Origin of the sequence: Streptomyces sp. NPDC048639 (genome assembly GCF_043199075.1) — a bacterium.
In the GTDB taxonomy this organism is placed as follows: domain Bacteria; phylum Actinomycetota; class Actinomycetes; order Streptomycetales; family Streptomycetaceae; genus Streptomyces.
In genome coordinates, this window is the sequence record NZ_JBICVP010000001.1 from 344,166 (window position 1) to 360,205 (window position 16,040).

The 16,040-nt window shown below is 71.0% G+C and carries 15 protein-coding genes; 7 read left to right on the plus strand and 8 right to left on the minus strand.

Going from position 1 to position 16,040, the window contains the following annotated elements; genetic code table 11:
* The first annotated feature begins 87 nt into the window (after window positions 1-87).
* The 3 genes from pknB to ACGFNH_RS01495 all read left to right on the plus strand — a co-directional run bounded on the left by pknB (window position 88) and on the right by ACGFNH_RS01495 (window position 3,756).
* Entirely contained in the window at window positions 88-2,010 is a 1,923-nt protein-coding gene (gene pknB / locus ACGFNH_RS01485) for a Stk1 family PASTA domain-containing Ser/Thr kinase (protein WP_393650930.1), read from the plus strand.
* A 195-nt stretch (window positions 2,011-2,205) separates the two neighbouring features.
* On the plus strand, window positions 2,206-3,084 hold the full coding sequence (locus ACGFNH_RS01490; protein ID WP_393650931.1) for a deoxyribonuclease IV: 879 nt from the start codon (window positions 2,206-2,208) through the stop codon (window positions 3,082-3,084).
* A gap of 102 nt (window positions 3,085-3,186) precedes the next feature.
* Window positions 3,187-3,756 carry a DUF4396 domain-containing protein gene (locus ACGFNH_RS01495; protein WP_393650932.1) on the plus strand — a complete coding sequence of 190 codons (570 nt, stop codon included), beginning with the start codon at window positions 3,187-3,189 and terminating at the stop codon, window positions 3,754-3,756.
* A 53-nt stretch (window positions 3,757-3,809) separates the two neighbouring features.
* On the opposite strand, the gene ACGFNH_RS01500 is transcribed toward ACGFNH_RS01495, so the two are convergent.
* Window positions 3,810-4,433: a sulfite oxidase-like oxidoreductase gene (locus ACGFNH_RS01500; RefSeq protein WP_393650933.1), complete on the minus strand. Its 624-nt coding sequence runs from the start codon at window positions 4,431-4,433 to the stop codon at window positions 3,810-3,812.
* 151 nt (window positions 4,434-4,584) lie between these two features.
* Here ACGFNH_RS01500 and bfr point away from each other — a divergent pair, with 151 nt between their 5' ends.
* On the plus strand, window positions 4,585-5,067 hold the full coding sequence (bfr, locus tag ACGFNH_RS01505; protein ID WP_393650934.1) for a bacterioferritin: 483 nt from the start codon (window positions 4,585-4,587) through the stop codon (window positions 5,065-5,067).
* A 13-nt stretch (window positions 5,068-5,080) separates the two neighbouring features.
* Here the strand turns inward: bfr and ACGFNH_RS01510 are convergent, their stop codons facing one another.
* Together ACGFNH_RS01510 and ACGFNH_RS01515 are read right to left on the minus strand one after the other, a co-directional pair.
* Window positions 5,081-5,356, minus strand: a complete 276-nt coding sequence (locus ACGFNH_RS01510; RefSeq protein ID WP_393650935.1) for a bacterioferritin-associated ferredoxin — start codon at window positions 5,354-5,356, stop codon at window positions 5,081-5,083.
* Between the two features lie 125 nt (window positions 5,357-5,481).
* A complete protein-coding gene (locus tag ACGFNH_RS01515) occupies window positions 5,482-6,831 on the minus strand; it encodes a class II 3-deoxy-7-phosphoheptulonate synthase (RefSeq protein WP_393650936.1) in 1,350 nt (449 codons plus the stop codon).
* A 275-nt stretch (window positions 6,832-7,106) separates the two neighbouring features.
* On the opposite strand from ACGFNH_RS01515, the gene ACGFNH_RS01520 reads away from it, so the two are divergent.
* Window positions 7,107-9,119, plus strand: a complete 2,013-nt coding sequence (locus ACGFNH_RS01520) for an anthranilate synthase family protein (RefSeq protein WP_393650937.1) — start codon at window positions 7,107-7,109, stop codon at window positions 9,117-9,119.
* Window positions 9,120-9,223: 104 nt separating this feature from the next.
* Here ACGFNH_RS01520 and ACGFNH_RS01525 read toward each other — a convergent pair whose 3' ends face one another.
* The 4 genes from ACGFNH_RS01525 to ACGFNH_RS01540 all read right to left on the minus strand — a co-directional run bounded on the left by ACGFNH_RS01525 (window position 9,224) and on the right by ACGFNH_RS01540 (window position 13,293).
* Window positions 9,224-10,252, minus strand: coding sequence for a 6-phosphofructokinase (locus ACGFNH_RS01525; RefSeq protein WP_393650938.1), 1,029 nt, complete (start codon window positions 10,250-10,252; stop codon window positions 9,224-9,226).
* Between the two features lie 233 nt (window positions 10,253-10,485).
* Window positions 10,486-11,187 (minus strand): response regulator, encoded by a 702-nt coding sequence (locus tag ACGFNH_RS01530; RefSeq protein WP_393650939.1) that lies wholly within the window; start codon window positions 11,185-11,187, stop codon window positions 10,486-10,488.
* Window positions 11,184-12,464: a MacS family sensor histidine kinase gene (gene macS, locus ACGFNH_RS01535; protein ID WP_393650940.1), complete on the minus strand. Its 1,281-nt coding sequence runs from the start codon at window positions 12,462-12,464 to the stop codon at window positions 11,184-11,186. The genes ACGFNH_RS01530 and macS overlap by 4 nt, the downstream gene beginning before the upstream one ends.
* A 25-nt stretch (window positions 12,465-12,489) precedes the next feature.
* Window positions 12,490-13,293 carry a lysophospholipid acyltransferase family protein gene (locus ACGFNH_RS01540; RefSeq protein WP_393650941.1) on the minus strand — a complete coding sequence of 268 codons (804 nt, stop codon included), beginning with the start codon at window positions 13,291-13,293 and terminating at the stop codon, window positions 12,490-12,492.
* Window positions 13,294-13,475: 182 nt separating this feature from the next.
* On the opposite strand from ACGFNH_RS01540, the gene ACGFNH_RS01545 reads away from it, so the two are divergent.
* Window positions 13,476-14,261, plus strand: a complete 786-nt coding sequence (locus ACGFNH_RS01545; protein ID WP_393650942.1) for an alpha/beta hydrolase — start codon at window positions 13,476-13,478, stop codon at window positions 14,259-14,261.
* The gene (locus ACGFNH_RS01550) at window positions 14,254-14,997 is read left to right on the plus strand and encodes a hypothetical protein (protein ID WP_393650943.1); all 744 of its coding nucleotides are present in this window, start codon (window positions 14,254-14,256) and stop codon (window positions 14,995-14,997) included. The genes ACGFNH_RS01545 and ACGFNH_RS01550 overlap by 8 nt, the downstream gene beginning before the upstream one ends.
* 98 nt (window positions 14,998-15,095) lie before the next feature.
* Here ACGFNH_RS01550 and ACGFNH_RS01555 read toward each other — a convergent pair whose 3' ends face one another.
* Window positions 15,096-15,893, minus strand: coding sequence for an endonuclease/exonuclease/phosphatase family protein (locus ACGFNH_RS01555; protein WP_393650944.1), 798 nt, complete (start codon window positions 15,891-15,893; stop codon window positions 15,096-15,098).
* Window positions 15,894-16,040: the final 147 nt, after the last annotated feature.

A 16,040-nucleotide genomic window follows, 5' to 3' on the forward strand; every position in this document is an offset into this window, starting at 1 on the left:
GGCCGGCTGTCACCGTTCGGCTGCAGTCCGCACCCTAGGGGTCCTGGTGGACCGGTGTGTCCGCGATGGCTCGTAGACTGCGTGATCGTGGATACGACCCTCCAGGACCCGCTCGTCGGGCAGGTGCTCGACGGCCGCTACCGCGTGGACGCACGGATCGCCGTCGGCGGCATGGCCACGGTCTACCGGGCCGTGGACACCCGTCTCGACCGGGTGCTGGCCCTCAAGGTGATGCACCCTGGCCTCGCCTCCGACGCCGCGTTCGTGGACCGCTTCATTCGCGAGGCCAAGTCGGTGGCCCGGCTCGCCCATCCCAACATCGTGGGCGTCTACGACCAGGGCACCGACGGCCACTACGTCTATCTGGCGATGGAGTACGTCGCCGGGTGCACGCTGCGCGACGTGCTGCGCGAGCGCGGAGCCCTCCAGCCGCGCGCCGCCCTCGACATCCTGGAGCCGGTCCTCGCGGCCCTCGGCGCCGCCCACCGCGCCGGGCTCGTCCACCGCGACATGAAGCCGGAGAACGTCCTCATCGGCGACGACGGCCGGGTCAAGGTCGCCGACTTCGGGCTCGTACGGGCCGTGGACACCAACACCACCGCTTCCTCCGGATCACTGCTCGGCACTGTGTCCTATCTCGCACCGGAGCAGATCGAGCACGGCACCTCCGACACCCGCGCCGACATCTACGCCTGCGGGGTCGTGTTCTACGAGATGCTCACCGGCTCGCGTCCGCACAGCGGCGACACCCCCGCCCAGGTGCTCTACCAGCATCTGCACGAGGACATCGCCCCGCCGTCCACGGCCGTGCCCGGGCTGGCCCCCCAGCTCGACGGTCTGATGGCGGCGGCCACCGCCCGCAGCCCGGAGCTGCGCCCCGCCGACGCGGTGGCACTGCTCGCGGCCACCCGGGACGTCCGCGCCACACTCACCGACGAGCAGCTCGACGCCGTACCGCCGCAGGCCGTGGCGGACGACGCCGCCGGTTCGGAGAACCGTACGAGCGTCATCCCGCGCGTTGCCGGGGCGACGAGCGCCGATGACGCGATGAACCGGACCAGCCTGCTGGAGATGGAGCCGGGGGCCCCGTCCGGGCCGGGCAGGGGCGCGAGCGCGGGCCGGGCGAGGCGGCGCCCGCCGCGGCGCGGTGTGCTTGCCCTCGTGACGGCCGTGCTGCTGGCACTGGGGATCGGCGCGGGCGTCTGGTACATCAACTCCGGTCAGTTCACGCGCGTCCCCGGGGTCCTGGCGATGCCGCGGGACGAGGCGGAGCAGAAGCTCCAGGACGCGGGGCTCGACGTCCGTGCGACCGAGGCATTCAGCACCAACGTCGACCGGGGCAAGGTCATCGACACGGACCCGGCGCCCGGCAAGCGCATCCGCGGCAACGGCCCGGTCACCCTCGTCGTCTCCAAGGGACCCGAGGTCGTGAAGATCCCGAGCCTGGAGGGCATGCCGCTGGCGAAGGCCAAGTCGGAGCTGCGGAAGCTGGGCCTGGCTCCGGGCATCGTCAGCCGGGAGTTCAACGACCAGGCACCGCGGGGCACGGTCCTCCGTACGGAGCCGGGCTCCGGTGTGAAGCGCAAGCCCGGATCCGCCGTCGCGATCACCGTCAGCAAGGGCGAGCCCGTCGAGGCGCCGGACGTGGTCGGAGACCGGCTCGAGGACGCGACGAACGAACTGCGCGAGAACGGGCTGAAGGTGAAGGTGGCCCCCACGCGCGTCTTCTCCGAGCAGGACAAGGGCGAGGTCGCCGTCCAGTCGCCGGGCGAGGGCAAGCAGCTCGCGCAGGGCGACACGGTCACGCTCACCGTCTCCAAGGGCCAGGAGATGGTGGAGGTGCCGGACGTCGAGGGCACCAAGGAGGCCGACGCCAAGCGGCAGTTGGTGGAAGCGGGCTTCAAGGTCGAGGTCGCGCGGTTCTTCTTCGGGGACACCGTCTTCGACCAGTCGGTGGACGGCGGGGACGAGGCACCCAAGGGCAGCGAGATCACGATCCGCGTGAGGTGAGGCGGTTCGGCGGCGCCGTGCGCGGTGACGCGTACGGCGGCCCGTGCGCGGTGACACGTACGGCGGCCCGTGCGCGGTGACACGTACGGCGGCCGGCGTGCAGTGATGCCGTACGGCCGCCCGGGTCCGTCGCGACCGAGCGGTACGGCTCGCGCCCGGTGAGGCACATGCGGACGCCATGGGATCCTGGACGGTGTGAGCAGCAGCCCCATCCCCCGTTCCCGTAACCCCGTCGGCAGTCATGTCCCGGTCGCCGGCGGTCTCGCCGCCACCGGTCTGGCCTACGCCCGCGAGATCGGCGCGGAGACCGTGCAGGTCTTCGTGGCGAATCCGCGCGGCTGGGCCACGCCCGCGGGCAATCCGCGTCAGGACGAGGAGTTCCGGACCGCATGTGCCGATGAGGGCGTCCCGGCGTACGTCCACGCCCCGTATCTGATCAACTTCGGGTCGCACACCGCGGCCACGGCCGAGCTGTCGGTGGCATCGCTGCGGCACTCGCTCCGCCGGGGCCGGGACATCGGCGCACTCGGCGTCGTCGTCCACACCGGCTCGGCCACCGGCGGCCGGAGCCGTACGACCGCCCTCGCACAGGTACGGGAGCTGATGCTGCCGCTGCTCGACGAGCTGACCCACGACGAGGATCCCTGGCTGCTCCTGGAGCCGACGGCGGGCCAGGGATTCTCCCTGTGCTCGCTCGTCGCCGATCTCGGCCCGTACTTCGATGTGCTCGACCGGCATCCGCGCCTCGGCGTCTGCCTGGACACCTGCCATGCCTTCGCGGCCGGGCACGACCTGGCCGCGCCCGGCGGAGCGAAGACCATGCTCGACGAACTGGTCGGGACGGTCGGCCCGGGCCGTCTCCGGCTGATCCACGCCAACGACTCCAAGGACGTCGTGGGTGCCCACAAGGACCGGCACGAGAACATCGGCACCGGTCACATCGGTGCCGACCCGTTCGGCGACCTCTTCGGGCACCCGGCGACCGAGGGCGTGCCGCTGGTGATCGAGACCCCGGGCGGCAAGTCCGGTCATGCGGCGGACGTGGCCCGGCTGAAGGAGATGCGCGACGTCTGAGCCGGGGCGCGTCGCGATCCGGCATGAAGGGGAATACCCCTGGGGGGTATATTGCTGGGTACGGGTGACAGAGACGGTCACTCAGCACCGGGGAGCTCAGCGATGGAGCACGTAAACGGCGAGCACCACGTCCACGGCGAGCCGGGGGTCCACGCCGAAAGGGACATCCACGGCGAGGAAGGCGTCACCGCCGAGCAGAACGCACATGACGAGCAAGGTGGCCACCACCAGGCCGCCGCCGACTGGCCGACGGCCGCGCGGGCCACCGTGCACTGCCTCACCGGGTGCGCCATCGGCGAGATCGTCGGCATGGCCATCGGCACCGCCCTGGCCTGGCACAACGCCCCGACCATGGCCCTCGCGATCGTGCTGGCGTTTCTCTTCGGCTACTCGCTCACGCTCTTCGCCGTGCTGCGCGCGGGCCTCGACTGGAAGAGCGCCCTGAAGGTGGCCCTGGCCGCCGACACCGTCTCGATCGCGGTCATGGAGCTGGTCGACAACGGCATCATCGCGGTGACGCCGGGGGCCATGGAGGCGGAGCTGTCCGACGGCCTCTTCTGGGGCGCGCTGGCCCTCGGCTTCCTCATCGCGTTCCTGATCACCACACCCGTCAACAAGTGGATGATCGGCCGCGGCAAGGGCCATGCGGTGATGCACGAATACCACCACTAGCCACGGCCGCAGAAGCGCCGGCCGGCCGTATCACCACCGAGCCGGAAGGCGGTCTAGAACTCCGGGCCGTCGCCCGGGCCCTCCTGGTACGAGTAGCGCTGCTCGCCCCAGGGGTCCCCGACGTTGTGGTAGCCGCGCTCCTCCCAGAAGCCGCGGCGGTCCGCCGTCATGTACTCGACACCGCGGACCCACTTGGGGCCCTTCCAGGCGTACAGGTGAGGCACGATCAGCCGCACCGGGAAGCCGTGCTCGGCGGTCAGCAGCTCACCGCCCTTGTGGGTGGCGAAAATCGTGCGCTCGGAGGCGAAGTCGGAGAGCCGGAGGTTGGAGCTGAATCCGTACTCGGCCCACACCATCACATGGGTGACGTCGTCGGCGGGCGGTGCGAGATCGAGGATCGTGGCAGCGGCGATGCCGCCCCATTCGGCCCCCACCATGCTGAATTTCGTGACGCAGTGGAGGTCGGCCACGACCGTCGTGTACGGCAGGGCCGTGAACTTCTCATGGGTCCAGCAGTGCTTCTCGCCGTCGGCGGTGGCGCCGAAAACCCGGAACTCCCAGCGGTCCGGCTTGAACTTGGGGACCGGACCGTAGTGCGTGACCGGCCAGCCGCGCTGCAGCCGCTGCCCCGGAGGAAGCTGGACCTGTGCCCCTTCGTGGCTTTCCGGCTGACCCATGACTCCATGGTGACAGACCGCGAAGGGTGGTCGTGACCAGGCCAATACCGGGCAGCGCAACTCGTACTAAGCATGCACTTACTGGATCACACGGGCGGGCGGTGCGAGGATGCGCGCATTGCGCCGTACTTCTCTGGAAGGAGCCGCTGCGATGCAGGGCGACCCCGAGGTCATCGAGTTCCTGAACGAGCAACTGACCGCCGAGCTGACCGCGATCAATCAGTACTTCCTGCACGCCAAGCTGCAGGAGAACTACGGCTGGACGAAGCTCGCGAAGTACACCCGTGCCGAATCGTTCGACGAGATGCGGCACGCCGAGGTCCTGACGGACCGGATCATCTTCCTCGAGGGGCTGCCGAACTACCAGCGGCTGTTCCATGTACGGGTGGGGCAGACGATCACCGAGATGTTCCAGGCCGACCGGCAGGTCGAGGTCGAGGCGATCGACCGCCTCAAGCGCGGGATCGAAGTCATGCGGTCCAAGGGCGACATCACATCGGCCAACATCTTCGAGTCGATCCTCGCCGACGAGGAGCACCACATCGACTACCTCGACACCCAACTGGAACTGGTGGAGAAGCTCGGTGAGGCGCTCTACATCGCCCAGCTCGTCGAGCAGCCCGAGAGCAGCTGATCGGGCGTACCGATCAGGCGGCGTCGGCCGCCAGCACACCGGCGACGGGACGCGCCGCTTCGGCGGCCACCGCCGGGTCGACGGACAGCGCGGCGGGCTCACCCTGGTCGACCAGTTCACGCCGCGGGCAGCCATCGCGGCCCAGCAGTGCCTGAATGCGGCGGACGCACGAGCCGCAGTCGGTGCCGGCCTTGCAGGCTCCGGCAATCTGACGGGGGGTGCAGGCGCCGGATCCCACATGCTCGCGCACCTGCTTCTCGGTGATACCGAAGCATGAGCAGACGTACACACGGTCTCCCAGTGATCAATAAGGTAACCCTTACCTTACCCGGCTTAGGGAAGCCTTACAACGCCGTGGGGCGCGGATCTCTGTGATCCGCGCCCCACGGCGTTGCTGCTGCGATCAGCGACCGGTCACTGGTCCCGGTACATCTCCGCGACCAGGAAGGCCAGGTCGAGCGACTGGCTGCGGTTGAGCCGCGGGTCGCACGCCGTCTCGTAACGCTGGTGCAGATCGTCGACGAAGATCTCGTCGCCGCCGCCCACGCACTCGGTGACGTCGTCACCGGTCAGCTCGACGTGGATGCCGCCCGGGTGGGTGCCCAGGCTCTTGTGGACCTCGAAGAAGCCCTTGACCTCGTCCAGCACATCGTCGAAGCGCCGCGTCTTGTGGCCGGACGCCGCCTCGAAGGTGTTGCCGTGCATCGGGTCGCAGACCCAGACCACCTGCGCGCCGGAGGCGGTGACCTTCTCGACCAGCTCGGGAAGCCGGTCGCGGATCCGGTCCGCGCCCATGCGGGTGATGAAGGTCAGCCGGCCCGGCTCGCGGTCCGGGTCGAGCCGCTCGATCAGCGTGAGCGCGTCCTCGGGCGTCGTCGTCGGGCCGAGCTTCACGCCGATGGGGTTGCGGATGCGCGAGGCGAACTCGATGTGCGCCCCGTCCAGCTGCCGGGTCCGCTCGCCGATCCAGACCATGTGGCCTGAGACGTCGTAGAGGTTACCGGTGCGCGAGTCGGTACGGGTCATGGCCGACTCGTAGTCGAGGACCAGCGCCTCGTGGGACGAGTAGAACTCGACCGTCTTGAACTCCTCCGGGTCCACCCCGCAGGCGTTCATGAAGTTCATCGCCCGGTCGATCTCGCGGGCCAGGGCCTCGTAGCGCTGGCCGGACGGGGACGACTTCACGAAGTCCTGGTTCCAGGCGTGCACCTGGCGCAGATCGGCGTAGCCACCGGTGGTGAAGGCCCGTACGAGATTCAGCGTGGCGGAGGAGGCGTGGTACATCCGCTTCAGCCGCTCGGGGTCCGGGGTGCGGGCCTCGGGGGTGAATTCGAAGCCGTTGACCGAGTCGCCGCGGTACGTGGGCAGGGTCACCCCGTCGCGCGTCTCGGTCGGCTTCGAGCGCGGCTTGCTGTACTGACCGGCGATCCGGCCGACCTTCACGACCGGCACGGAGCCGGCGTAGGTCAGCACGGCGCCCATCTGCAGCAGGGTCTTCAGCTTGTTGCGGATCTGGTCGGCGCCCACGGCGTCGAAGGCCTCGGCGCAGTCGCCGCCCTGCAAGAGGAACGCCTCGCCCCGGGCGACGGCTCCCAGGCGGGCGCGCAGCTCGTCGCACTCGCCGGCGAAGACGAGGGGCGGATACGACTCGAGGTCCGCGATCACATCGCGCAGAGCCTCGGCATCGGGCCACTCGGGCTGCTGCGCCGCGGGAAGGTCTCGCCAGGTGTTGCCACCGGCACGGGATTCAGCGTTCACGGTCACCTTGTCAACATTACGGGGTCCGCAGGAGTGCCCGGTCCGGCGCCCACAAAATGAGACAACGGGCACGAGGACCGAGACGTCGGCTAGGGTGCACAGCATGTTCGCGCACTCGAACCTGTACTGGTGGTGGACCGCTTTCGAGGCGGCCCACTGATCGCGCGTTCCCCACGAGACCACCGCGAAGGCCGCCCCGAGGGGCGGCCTTCGGCGTTTCCGCGAGCCGTTCCTCCGAATCCGGTCATGAACCGATCCGAATCCATAAGGAACAGCTCACGATGCATGCCGACATCCCCGGGCTCCTGCGCCGCCTCACCCGCGACGGCCACCCGCCCTTCGCCCTGATCCACCGACGTACGCCCGGCCGTCCCGACGATGTCGTCGAGGTGCTGATCGGCCCGGTCTCGGACGTGGACCGGCTGGCCGCCATCCCGCTCGGCGAGGGCGCGCCGGGCCGCCCCGTGACCGACGCGCTGGCCCTCGTCCCGTTCCGGCAGATCCGCGAGCGCGGCTTCGACGTACGCGACGACGGGACGCCGCTGACCGTGCTGCGGCCCGAGGAGTCCTACGAGCTGCCGCTGGACGCCGTACGGGAGGCGCTGCCCGCCCATGAAGTGAGCGTCCAGGGCGGAGCATTCGACGTGGACGACGAGGAGTACGCGGCGATCGTCGGCCGGGTCGTCGAGGAGGAGATCGGCCGCGGCGAGGGCGCGAACTTCGTGATCCGCCGCAGCTTCCAGGGCGAGATCCCCGGCTACGGCCCCGCCGACGCCCTGGCCCTCTTCCGGCGTCTGCTGGAGGGCGAGCGCGGCGCGTACTGGACGTACATCGTGCACACCGGCGGCAGCGGTGGAGACGGAGCCGGCGGGCGGACGCTCGTCGGGGCCAGCCCGGAGGTCCACGTCCGGATGTCGGGCGGGACGGTGGTGATGAACCCCATCAGCGGGACGTACCGGTACCCCGCCGAAGGGCCCGCCGTCGACGGACTGCTGGCGTTCCTGCACGACCGGAAGGAGGTGGAGGAACTGTCCATGGTGGTGGACGAGGAGCTGAAGATGATGTGCACCGTGGCCCATCTGGGCGGCGTCGTCGTCGGCCCCCGGCTGAAGGAGATGGCCCACCTCGCCCACACCGAGTACGAGCTGCGCGGCCGCAGCGCCATGGACGTACGGGACGTGCTGCGCGAGACGATGTTCGCGGCGACCGTCACCGGCTCGCCGGTCCAGAACGCCTGCCGGGTCATCGAGCGCCACGAGCCGCACGGGCGCGGCTACTACGCGGGTGCCCTGGCGCTCCTCGGGCGCGATGCGAGCGGGACGCAGACCCTGGACTCCCCGATCCTCATCAGGACCGCCGACATCGACGCGGGCGGAAAGCTGCGTGTGCCGGTCGGCGCCACGCTCGTACGCCACTCCGACCCGTACGGCGAAGTGGCCGAGACGCACGCCAAGGCCGCCGGGGTGCTGACCGCGCTCGGGGTGCGGAAGGCGCCCCCGCGCGCGGCGGACGGGCCGCGCCCGCGGCTGGCGGACGACCCCCGCGTGCGCGCCGCGCTGGACGCCCGGCGGGCCGATCTCGCGCCGTTCTGGCTGCGGATGCAGCAGCCGGTCGAGGAGGACGCCTCCCCCGCCCTCGACGCCGTGGGCCCGGCGGGGCACGCGCTGGTGATCGACGCCGAGGACACCTTCACGGCGATGCTCGCGCACCTGCTGCGCACCACCGGGCTGGAGGTGACGGTGCGGCGCTACGACGAGCCGGGGTTGCGGGAGGCGGCGCTCTCCCACCCGGGGCCGGTGGTGCTCGGGCCCGGTCCCGGCGACCCGGGGGACACGGCGGATCCGAAGATGCGCTTTCTGCGCGGGCTGACGGCCGAGCTGGTGCGCAAGCACGGGCACGGTCCCGCGCGTCACCCGGCCGCCGCCCCTCATCCGGGCCCTTCGGGCCGCAGCTTCTTGCTGGGGGTGTGCCTGGGGCACGAACTGATCGCGGCCGAGCTGGGGATGGACATCGTCCGCAAGGACGTCCCGTACCAGGGAGCGCAGGAGCGGATCGACTTCTTCGGGCGCGAGGAGGTCGTGGGCTTCTACAACACCTTCACCGCGCGCTGCGACGGGTCCGCGGAAGCCGAACTGGCCATGCACCGCATCGAGTTGAGCCGGGATCCGGTCTCAGGCGATGTGCACGCGCTGCGCGGTCCCGGCTTCGCGGGGGTGCAGTTCCACCCGGAGTCGGTGCTGACGCTGGAGGGCGCGTCGATCACCGCGGCGCTGCTGGCGGCCGTCCTGGTCTGAGGCTGCACGACGGGTGGGACACACCGCACCGGAGGACCGGAGGCGTCCGGTCCTCCGGGGTGACCGGAGCGGGGCGAAAGGGCCGCGGAGAGGGCCGGGCGCCGTCAGCCGAAGAAGACGCCGATCTCCTCGTAGAGCGCTGGATCGACGGTCTTGAGCTTCGCCGTGGCATCGGCGATCGGGACCCGGACGATGTCCGTGCCGCGCAGCGCGACCATCTTCCCGAAGTCCCGGTCGCGCACGGCGTCGATCGCGTGCAGTCCGAACCGCGTGGCCAGCCAGCGGTCGAAGGCGCTCGGGGTGCCGCCGCGCTGCACATGCCCCAGTACGGTCGTCCGGGCCTCCTTGCCGGTCCGGCGCTCGATCTCCTTGGCCAGCCACTCGCCGATGCCGGAGAGCCTGACGTGCCCGAACGAGTCCAGGGTTCCGTCCTTGAGCACCATGTCGCCGTCCTTGGGCATGGCGCCCTCGGCGATCACGACGATCGGTGCGTAGCGGATCTTGAAGCGGGACTCGACCCATGCGCAGACCTCGTCGAGGTCGAAGCGCTGCTCGGGGATGAGGATGGCGTTGGCGCCGCCGGCCAGGCCCGAGTGCACGGCGATCCAGCCCGCGTGCCGTCCCATGACCTCCACCACGAGCACCCGCATATGGGATTCGGCCGTGGTGTGCAGGCGGTCGATGGCCTCGGTCGCGATGTTGACGGCCGTGTCGAAGCCGAAGGTGTAGTCGGTGGCCGAGAGATCGTTGTCGATCGTCTTGGGCACGCCGACGCAGTTGATGCCGTACTCGTCGGAGAGGCGCGCCGCGACGCCGAGGGTGTCCTCGCCGCCGATCGCGATCAAGGCGTCGACCTCGTACTTCTTGAGGTTCTCCTTGATGCGGCGGATGCCGTCCTCGACCTTGAGCGGATTGGTGCGCGACGATCCGATGATGGTGCCGCCGCGGGGCAGGATGCCGCGCACGGCCGGGATGTCGAGCTGGACGGTGTCGGCTTCGAGAGGGCCGCGCCAGCCGTCGCGGAACCCGATGAAGTCGTAGCCGTATTCCTGGACACCCTTGCGGACGATGCCGCGGATGACCGCGTTGAGTCCGGGGCAGTCGCCGCCACCGGTCAGAACTCCGACCTTCATGGATCCTCCCTTTCTCCCTCGAAGACCCGGTCGCGGCACACGCTAACGGTGATCCGGCTCATGACGGGATGGGGCGAACCGACGAATCCGGTGAATTCAGCGTGACCATGTGGACGGGGTATCACTCGTACGAGAGGTGAGACGCGGGAGACGCATGTGACAGGAGTGTCGCCAGGTCCCAGGGAGTCGCCAGGTCCCCAGGGAGCGGAGTCCGGTCGCCTCAGTCAGTCGCCTCAGTCGTCGTCCAGACCGCGCTCGATGGCGTACCGCACCAGCTCGACGCGATTGTGGAGCTGCAGCTTCCCCAGGGTGTTCTGGACGTGGTTCTGCACGGTGCGGTGCGAGATGACCAGGCGCTCGGCGATCTGCTTGTACGAGAGCCCCTTGGCGACCAGGCGCAACACCTCGGTCTCCCGGTCGGTGAGCCGGGGCGCACCCGGCTCGTCCGGTGCGGAGGGGGCCGAGTCGGAGGCCAGCCGCCGGTACTCACCGAGCACGAGGCCCGCGAGGCCGGGGGTGAAGACGGGGTCGCCGACGGCCGTTCTGCCCACCGCGTCCAGGAGTTCCTCGGTGCTGGCGGACTTCAGGAGATAGCCGGTGGCACCGGACTTGACCGCCTCCAGCACATCGGCGTGCTCACCGCTTGCGGACAGGACGAGCACGCTCAGGGCCGGGTTGGCGCCGACGAGCTCCTTGCAGACCTGAACTCCCGGCTTCCCGGGCAGGTTGAGGTCGAGGACCAGCACGTCGGGTGCGGCGGCCAGGGCCCTGCGCACCGCCTGCGGGCCGTCGCCCGCGGTCGCCACCACCTCGAACCCGGCGGCGGCCAGGTCACGCGCCACCGCGTCGCGCCACATCGGGTGGTCGTCGACCACCATCACCCTGACCGCCGTGCCGCCTGCGGCCCCGGCCGTCGTCTCCTCCTCGTCACTCATCGCTTCGCCTCGCTCCCCCGGGAAGCCGCCGGCTCCCTCGGAACCCTCAACTCGACCTCCGTGCCCTGGCCGTGGACCGACACCAACTCGGCGGTCCCGCCCAGCTCCCGCAGCCTGCCGCGGATGGACAACGCGACACCGAGGCGGCCTTCGCGCTCGGCCGCCGCGAGCCGGCCCTCCGCTATGCCCGGGCCGTCGTCCCGTACGGTCACCAGCACCGCGTCCGCCTCGTCCTCCAGCAGAATCCACGCCTGTGCGTCATCGCCCGCGTGCTTGCGCACATTGTCCAGGGCGGCACCGACAGCGGCCGCCAACTCCCCGGCCACCGCGGCCGGGAGGAGGACCGGCGCCCCGGGCTGGGCCAGGGACGTCCGGGCTCCGGCATAGGGGGCGAGCAGCGCGCGGACATCGCACACACCGCTCTCGTCCCGCGGGTCGCCCTCCCCCGGAACCCTGTCCGTGCCCGGAGAGAGCGGGCCGTCCTGCTCCTCGGCACCGGTGGCTTCCACGGCGCTGCGCGCTCCCGGGACCAGTCCGCCGGCGACCAGGGTGCGAAGCGCGACCTCCTGTTCCCCCGCCAGCCTGCCGAGTTCGGACGCCTCGCCGCCGATCTCCGCACCGCGCCGCTGCACCATCGCCAGCACCTGGAGGACGCTGTCGTGGATGTCGCGGGCGAGCCGCTCGCGTTCGCGGGTGGCGGCGTCGACCTGAAGAGCGCGGGCGAGGGTGCGCTCACTGGCCCGCGCCACCTCGACGACGTAGCCGATCGCGACGCTCGCGACCCACACCAGCAGGACGTTGTGGACGGTGTCGCGGGCGAAGCCGCCGCGCTCGACGACATTGGCGACCGCCACGAGCGCCGAGGCCACGGCCGCCCAGCGCCAGCCCCCCTTGATCGCGAAGCCCAGCACGGCCCCGGCCGTCCAGATCGACGGCAGGGTCGCGGCACCGTCGGCGATACGGGCGTGGGTGTCGATCAGGGGCGTGAGGAGTATGCCGGTCAGGGCGATGGTGAGATCGGCGATGAGGAAGCGCTTGGTGCACCGCTCCGGCGAGGTGACCCGGTTCCAGGTCAGCAGCATCCACACCACCAGCAGGGCCATGTAGGCCGCGGCGCCGAGCGGGTGGGCGTACTGCTCGCGGGCGATGACGAAGAGGGTGACCGCGTAGGCGGAGGTGAGGATGCGGTACCCGGTCAGGGCGCGCCAGAGCGGCAACTCGACCGACATGCGCAGGACTTTGCGTCCCGTGCGCGGCTCGCGCTTCTGCTGCGCCATGCCCCCGACTCCCTCCCCGTGGCGGCTAGGCCCCGGCGCTCCTGCCGCCCTCGGCCCCGTCGTCGCCCTTGGCCGCGTCCTCGCCGGCCTCGGCCGCCTTCTCCTCCTCGGCCTGCCGCTTCGCATCCTCAGCCTGCCGCTTGGCGGCCTCGGCGATCCGGCGCTTGGCCGCGGTCGCGTAGATGTCGACGTACTCCTGGCCGGAAAGCTTCATGATCTCGTACATGACCTCGTCGGTCACCGAGCGGAGGATGAATCGGTCGTGCTCCATCCCCATGTACCGCGTGAAGTCCAGGGGCTTCCCGATACGGATGCCGGGCCTGATCATCTTCGGCACGACCTGACCGGGCGGCTGGACCTTCTCGGTGTCGATCATCGCGACGGGGATCACCGGGGCGCCGGTCGCGAGCGCGACGCGTGCCAGGCCGCCGGGCTTGCCGCGGTAGAGGCGGCCGTCGGGCGACCGGGTGCCCTCCGGGTAGATGCCGAACAACTCGCCGCGCTCCAGCACCGCGATGCCGCTCTTGATCGCCGCCTCCCCCGCACCGCGCCCGCCCGAGCGGTCCACCGGGAGCTGGCCCACGCCCTTGAAGAAGGCCGCGGTGAGCTTGCCCTTCACACCGGGCGAGGTGAAGTACTCGGACTTGGCGATGAAAGTGACCTTGCGGTCGAGCACCGCGGGGAGGAAGAAGGAGTCGGAGAACGAGAGATGGTTGCTGGCAAGGATCGCCGCACCCTCGGCGGGGACGTTCTCCAGCCCCTCCACCCAGGGTCGGAAGGCAAGCTTCAGCGTGCCCCCCACGGACAGCTTCATTGCGCCGTACAGCAACCGAGAACCTCCTGTGTTCCGACGAACAGACCTTAACCTGCTGCGACCTGCCGCGGCGCAGGTCCCGGCCCTCGGGGCGCCCGCCGGACCTACCCGGTGTCGGCCCCGTCGCGTACGGTGAAGACCACACCGAGACTCACACCGGACATCCACGATCCCACCACGACGAACGGAGACCGAAGGTGCCGGTCCTCCCCGGAGCCCAGCCGTTCCGCCATGAAGGCGGAGAGGTCGGCGTCCTCCTGTGCCACGGTTTCACCGGCTCACCGCAGTCGCTGCGTCCCTGGGCCGAGTTCCTGGCCGAGCGCGGCCTGACCGTCTCACTGCCCCTGCTGCCCGGGCACGGCACACGCTGGCAGGACATGCAGCTCACCGGCTGGCCGGACTGGTATGCCGAGGTGGACCGCGAGCTGCGTCTGCTGACCGAGCAGTGCCGGCAGGTCTTCGTCCTCGGTCTCTCGATGGGCGGGGCGCTCGCGCTGCGCCTGGCCGCGAAGCACGGCGACGCGATCAGCGGCGTCGTGGTCGTGAACCCGGCGAACAAGGTGCACGGTCTTGCCGCGCATGCGCTGCCCGTCGTGCGTTATCTGGTGCGGTCCACCAAGGGCCTGGCGAACGATGTGGCGAAGGAGGGTGTGGACGAGATCGGTTACGACCGCGTGCCACTCCACGCGGCGCATTCTCTGCGCCGGTTCTTCCGTCTCGTGGACTCCGAGCTGCCGCAGGTCACCCAGCCGTTGCTGCTGCTGCGCAGCCCGCAGGACCACGTCGTGCCGCCCGCCGACTCCGCCCGTATCCTCAGCCGGGTCTCGTCGACGGACGTCACCGAGACGGTGCTGGAGGAGAGCTACCACGTGGCGACGCTGGACCACGACGCCGAGCGGATCTTCCAGGACTCCTACGAGTTCATCGGGCGGCTCGCGCCCGGCGCGGGTGCGAAGAGCAAGGAGACGGCGAGCGGTGGCTGAGCGGGACGCCGGACCGGGGCGCGACGAGGACGGTCGCGAACCGCTCGACGAGGACGCCGCCTGGGCGGCGATTGTGGCGGCCTACGGCGAGGAACCGCCCGACCTCGATTCGTCCCCGGATTCCGGGGGCGACGCGGGCAGAACGGGTGCGCGCTCCTCCGTCAAGGAGGGCGCGGGTGCGGGCTCCTCCGCCTCCGGCCGGTCCGACGCGGACACGGGTGACTCCGGCCCGGACCGTACGGGTCGTGCCTCCGGGGCGAGTACGGACGCCGGAACGGACCGGGACGGCGACGCGGACGGGGACAGCGAGGACGCCGGGACCCCGGCCGGGACCGGGGCCGGGAAGGAGACCGGGGAGACCGGGGATGCCGCCGGACCGGGCACGGACCGGCCGCTGGGTTCCAGCGTCACGATCCACCCGGCCATCGGACCGCGCGACTGGTCGGCGGTCGAACCGTCCGACGACGACCCCGACGGCAGCGACGAGGGGCACTTCGTCCCGCCGGAGCCGCCGCCGCTCCCCGAGGCGGACACCACGGCCAAGTTCGCCTGGCTCGCGGTCACCGGCGGCCCGTTGCTGCTGCTGCTCGCCGTGCTGCTGCAGTGGAACATGACGTGGTGGATCACCACTCTCGGGGTGGGCGGTTTCATCGGCGGCTTCGCCACGCTCGTCATTCGTATGGGTGACAGCGATGAGGACGACGATGACGATCCGGGGCGCGGCGCGGTCGTCTGATCCGCACACCGCCCCCGGCTGTCGGTGTGCGGTCCGTCCGTGTGCGGTCCGTCGGTGCGTAGTCCGTCAGCGCCCGGCCCCTCGGAAGGCCGGTCCCTTCAGGAGGTGGTCCGCCCGAGAGCGGTCCGTCCGGCAGAAGTGGCGGGGACGCGGACCGCGGCCAGCACCGGCAGGTGATCGGTCGCGGCCCGCAGGTCCGCCTCGGTGACGCCGGGCAGCCCGAGCGGCACGCCGCACCCCAGCACCTCCGTACCGCGCGTGGCGAAGATCGCGTCGATGCGCTGTGGCGGGTCACCCGGGCGGGTGGTGTGCTCCCCGCCCCACGGCTCGACCGACCAGCCGTCCTGAAGTTCGGCGGCGAGCCTGCGGAACGTACGCCCGCCGGGCCGGTCGTTGAGGTCACCCGCCGCGATCGCATGGGGCACACCGAGATCCGCCAGGCGTTCCAGCAGCAGCCCGCCCTGTGCGAAGCGCTCGTCCGCCCGCATGCTCAGATGGCACGAGAGGACGCCGAGGCGGGCGGTGCCGAACCGCAGGACGGCGGTGGCGAAGCCGCGTTGGTGCAGGCCGGGCGTACGCGGCAGCAGGATGTCCTCCGCGCCCTGCACATGGGCGCGCAGTGAGCTCAGGATCATCGGCCCGGCGGCGGTCGCCCCGCCAGTGACGTGGACCAGCCCCGACTCCCGGGCGAGCCAGGCGGCCCGCTTGCGCCAGCGGAAGAACCGCGGGGCCTCCTGGACGCACACGATGTCGGGGGCGCAGGCGCGGATGACACGGGCGAGCGCAGTCCGGTCGTCGCGCATCGAGCGGATGTTGTAGCTGAGTACGCGGATCAGGGCGGAGCCGTCCGGCTCGGTGCGGGAGGCAGGGAGATCCGGCAGCACGGAGGAACTCATGCGCCCTCCCTACCCCGTTCCGCCCGGAAAGCGCACCGGCGCGGAAAGTTCCGCGCCGGTGCGGGGAGGAGCGGTGCCCGCGGCGGTGCCGGGGTCACGGCCGCACCGGCGGTGCGTACGACCGTGATCCGGGCGGCCGCTGCGCGG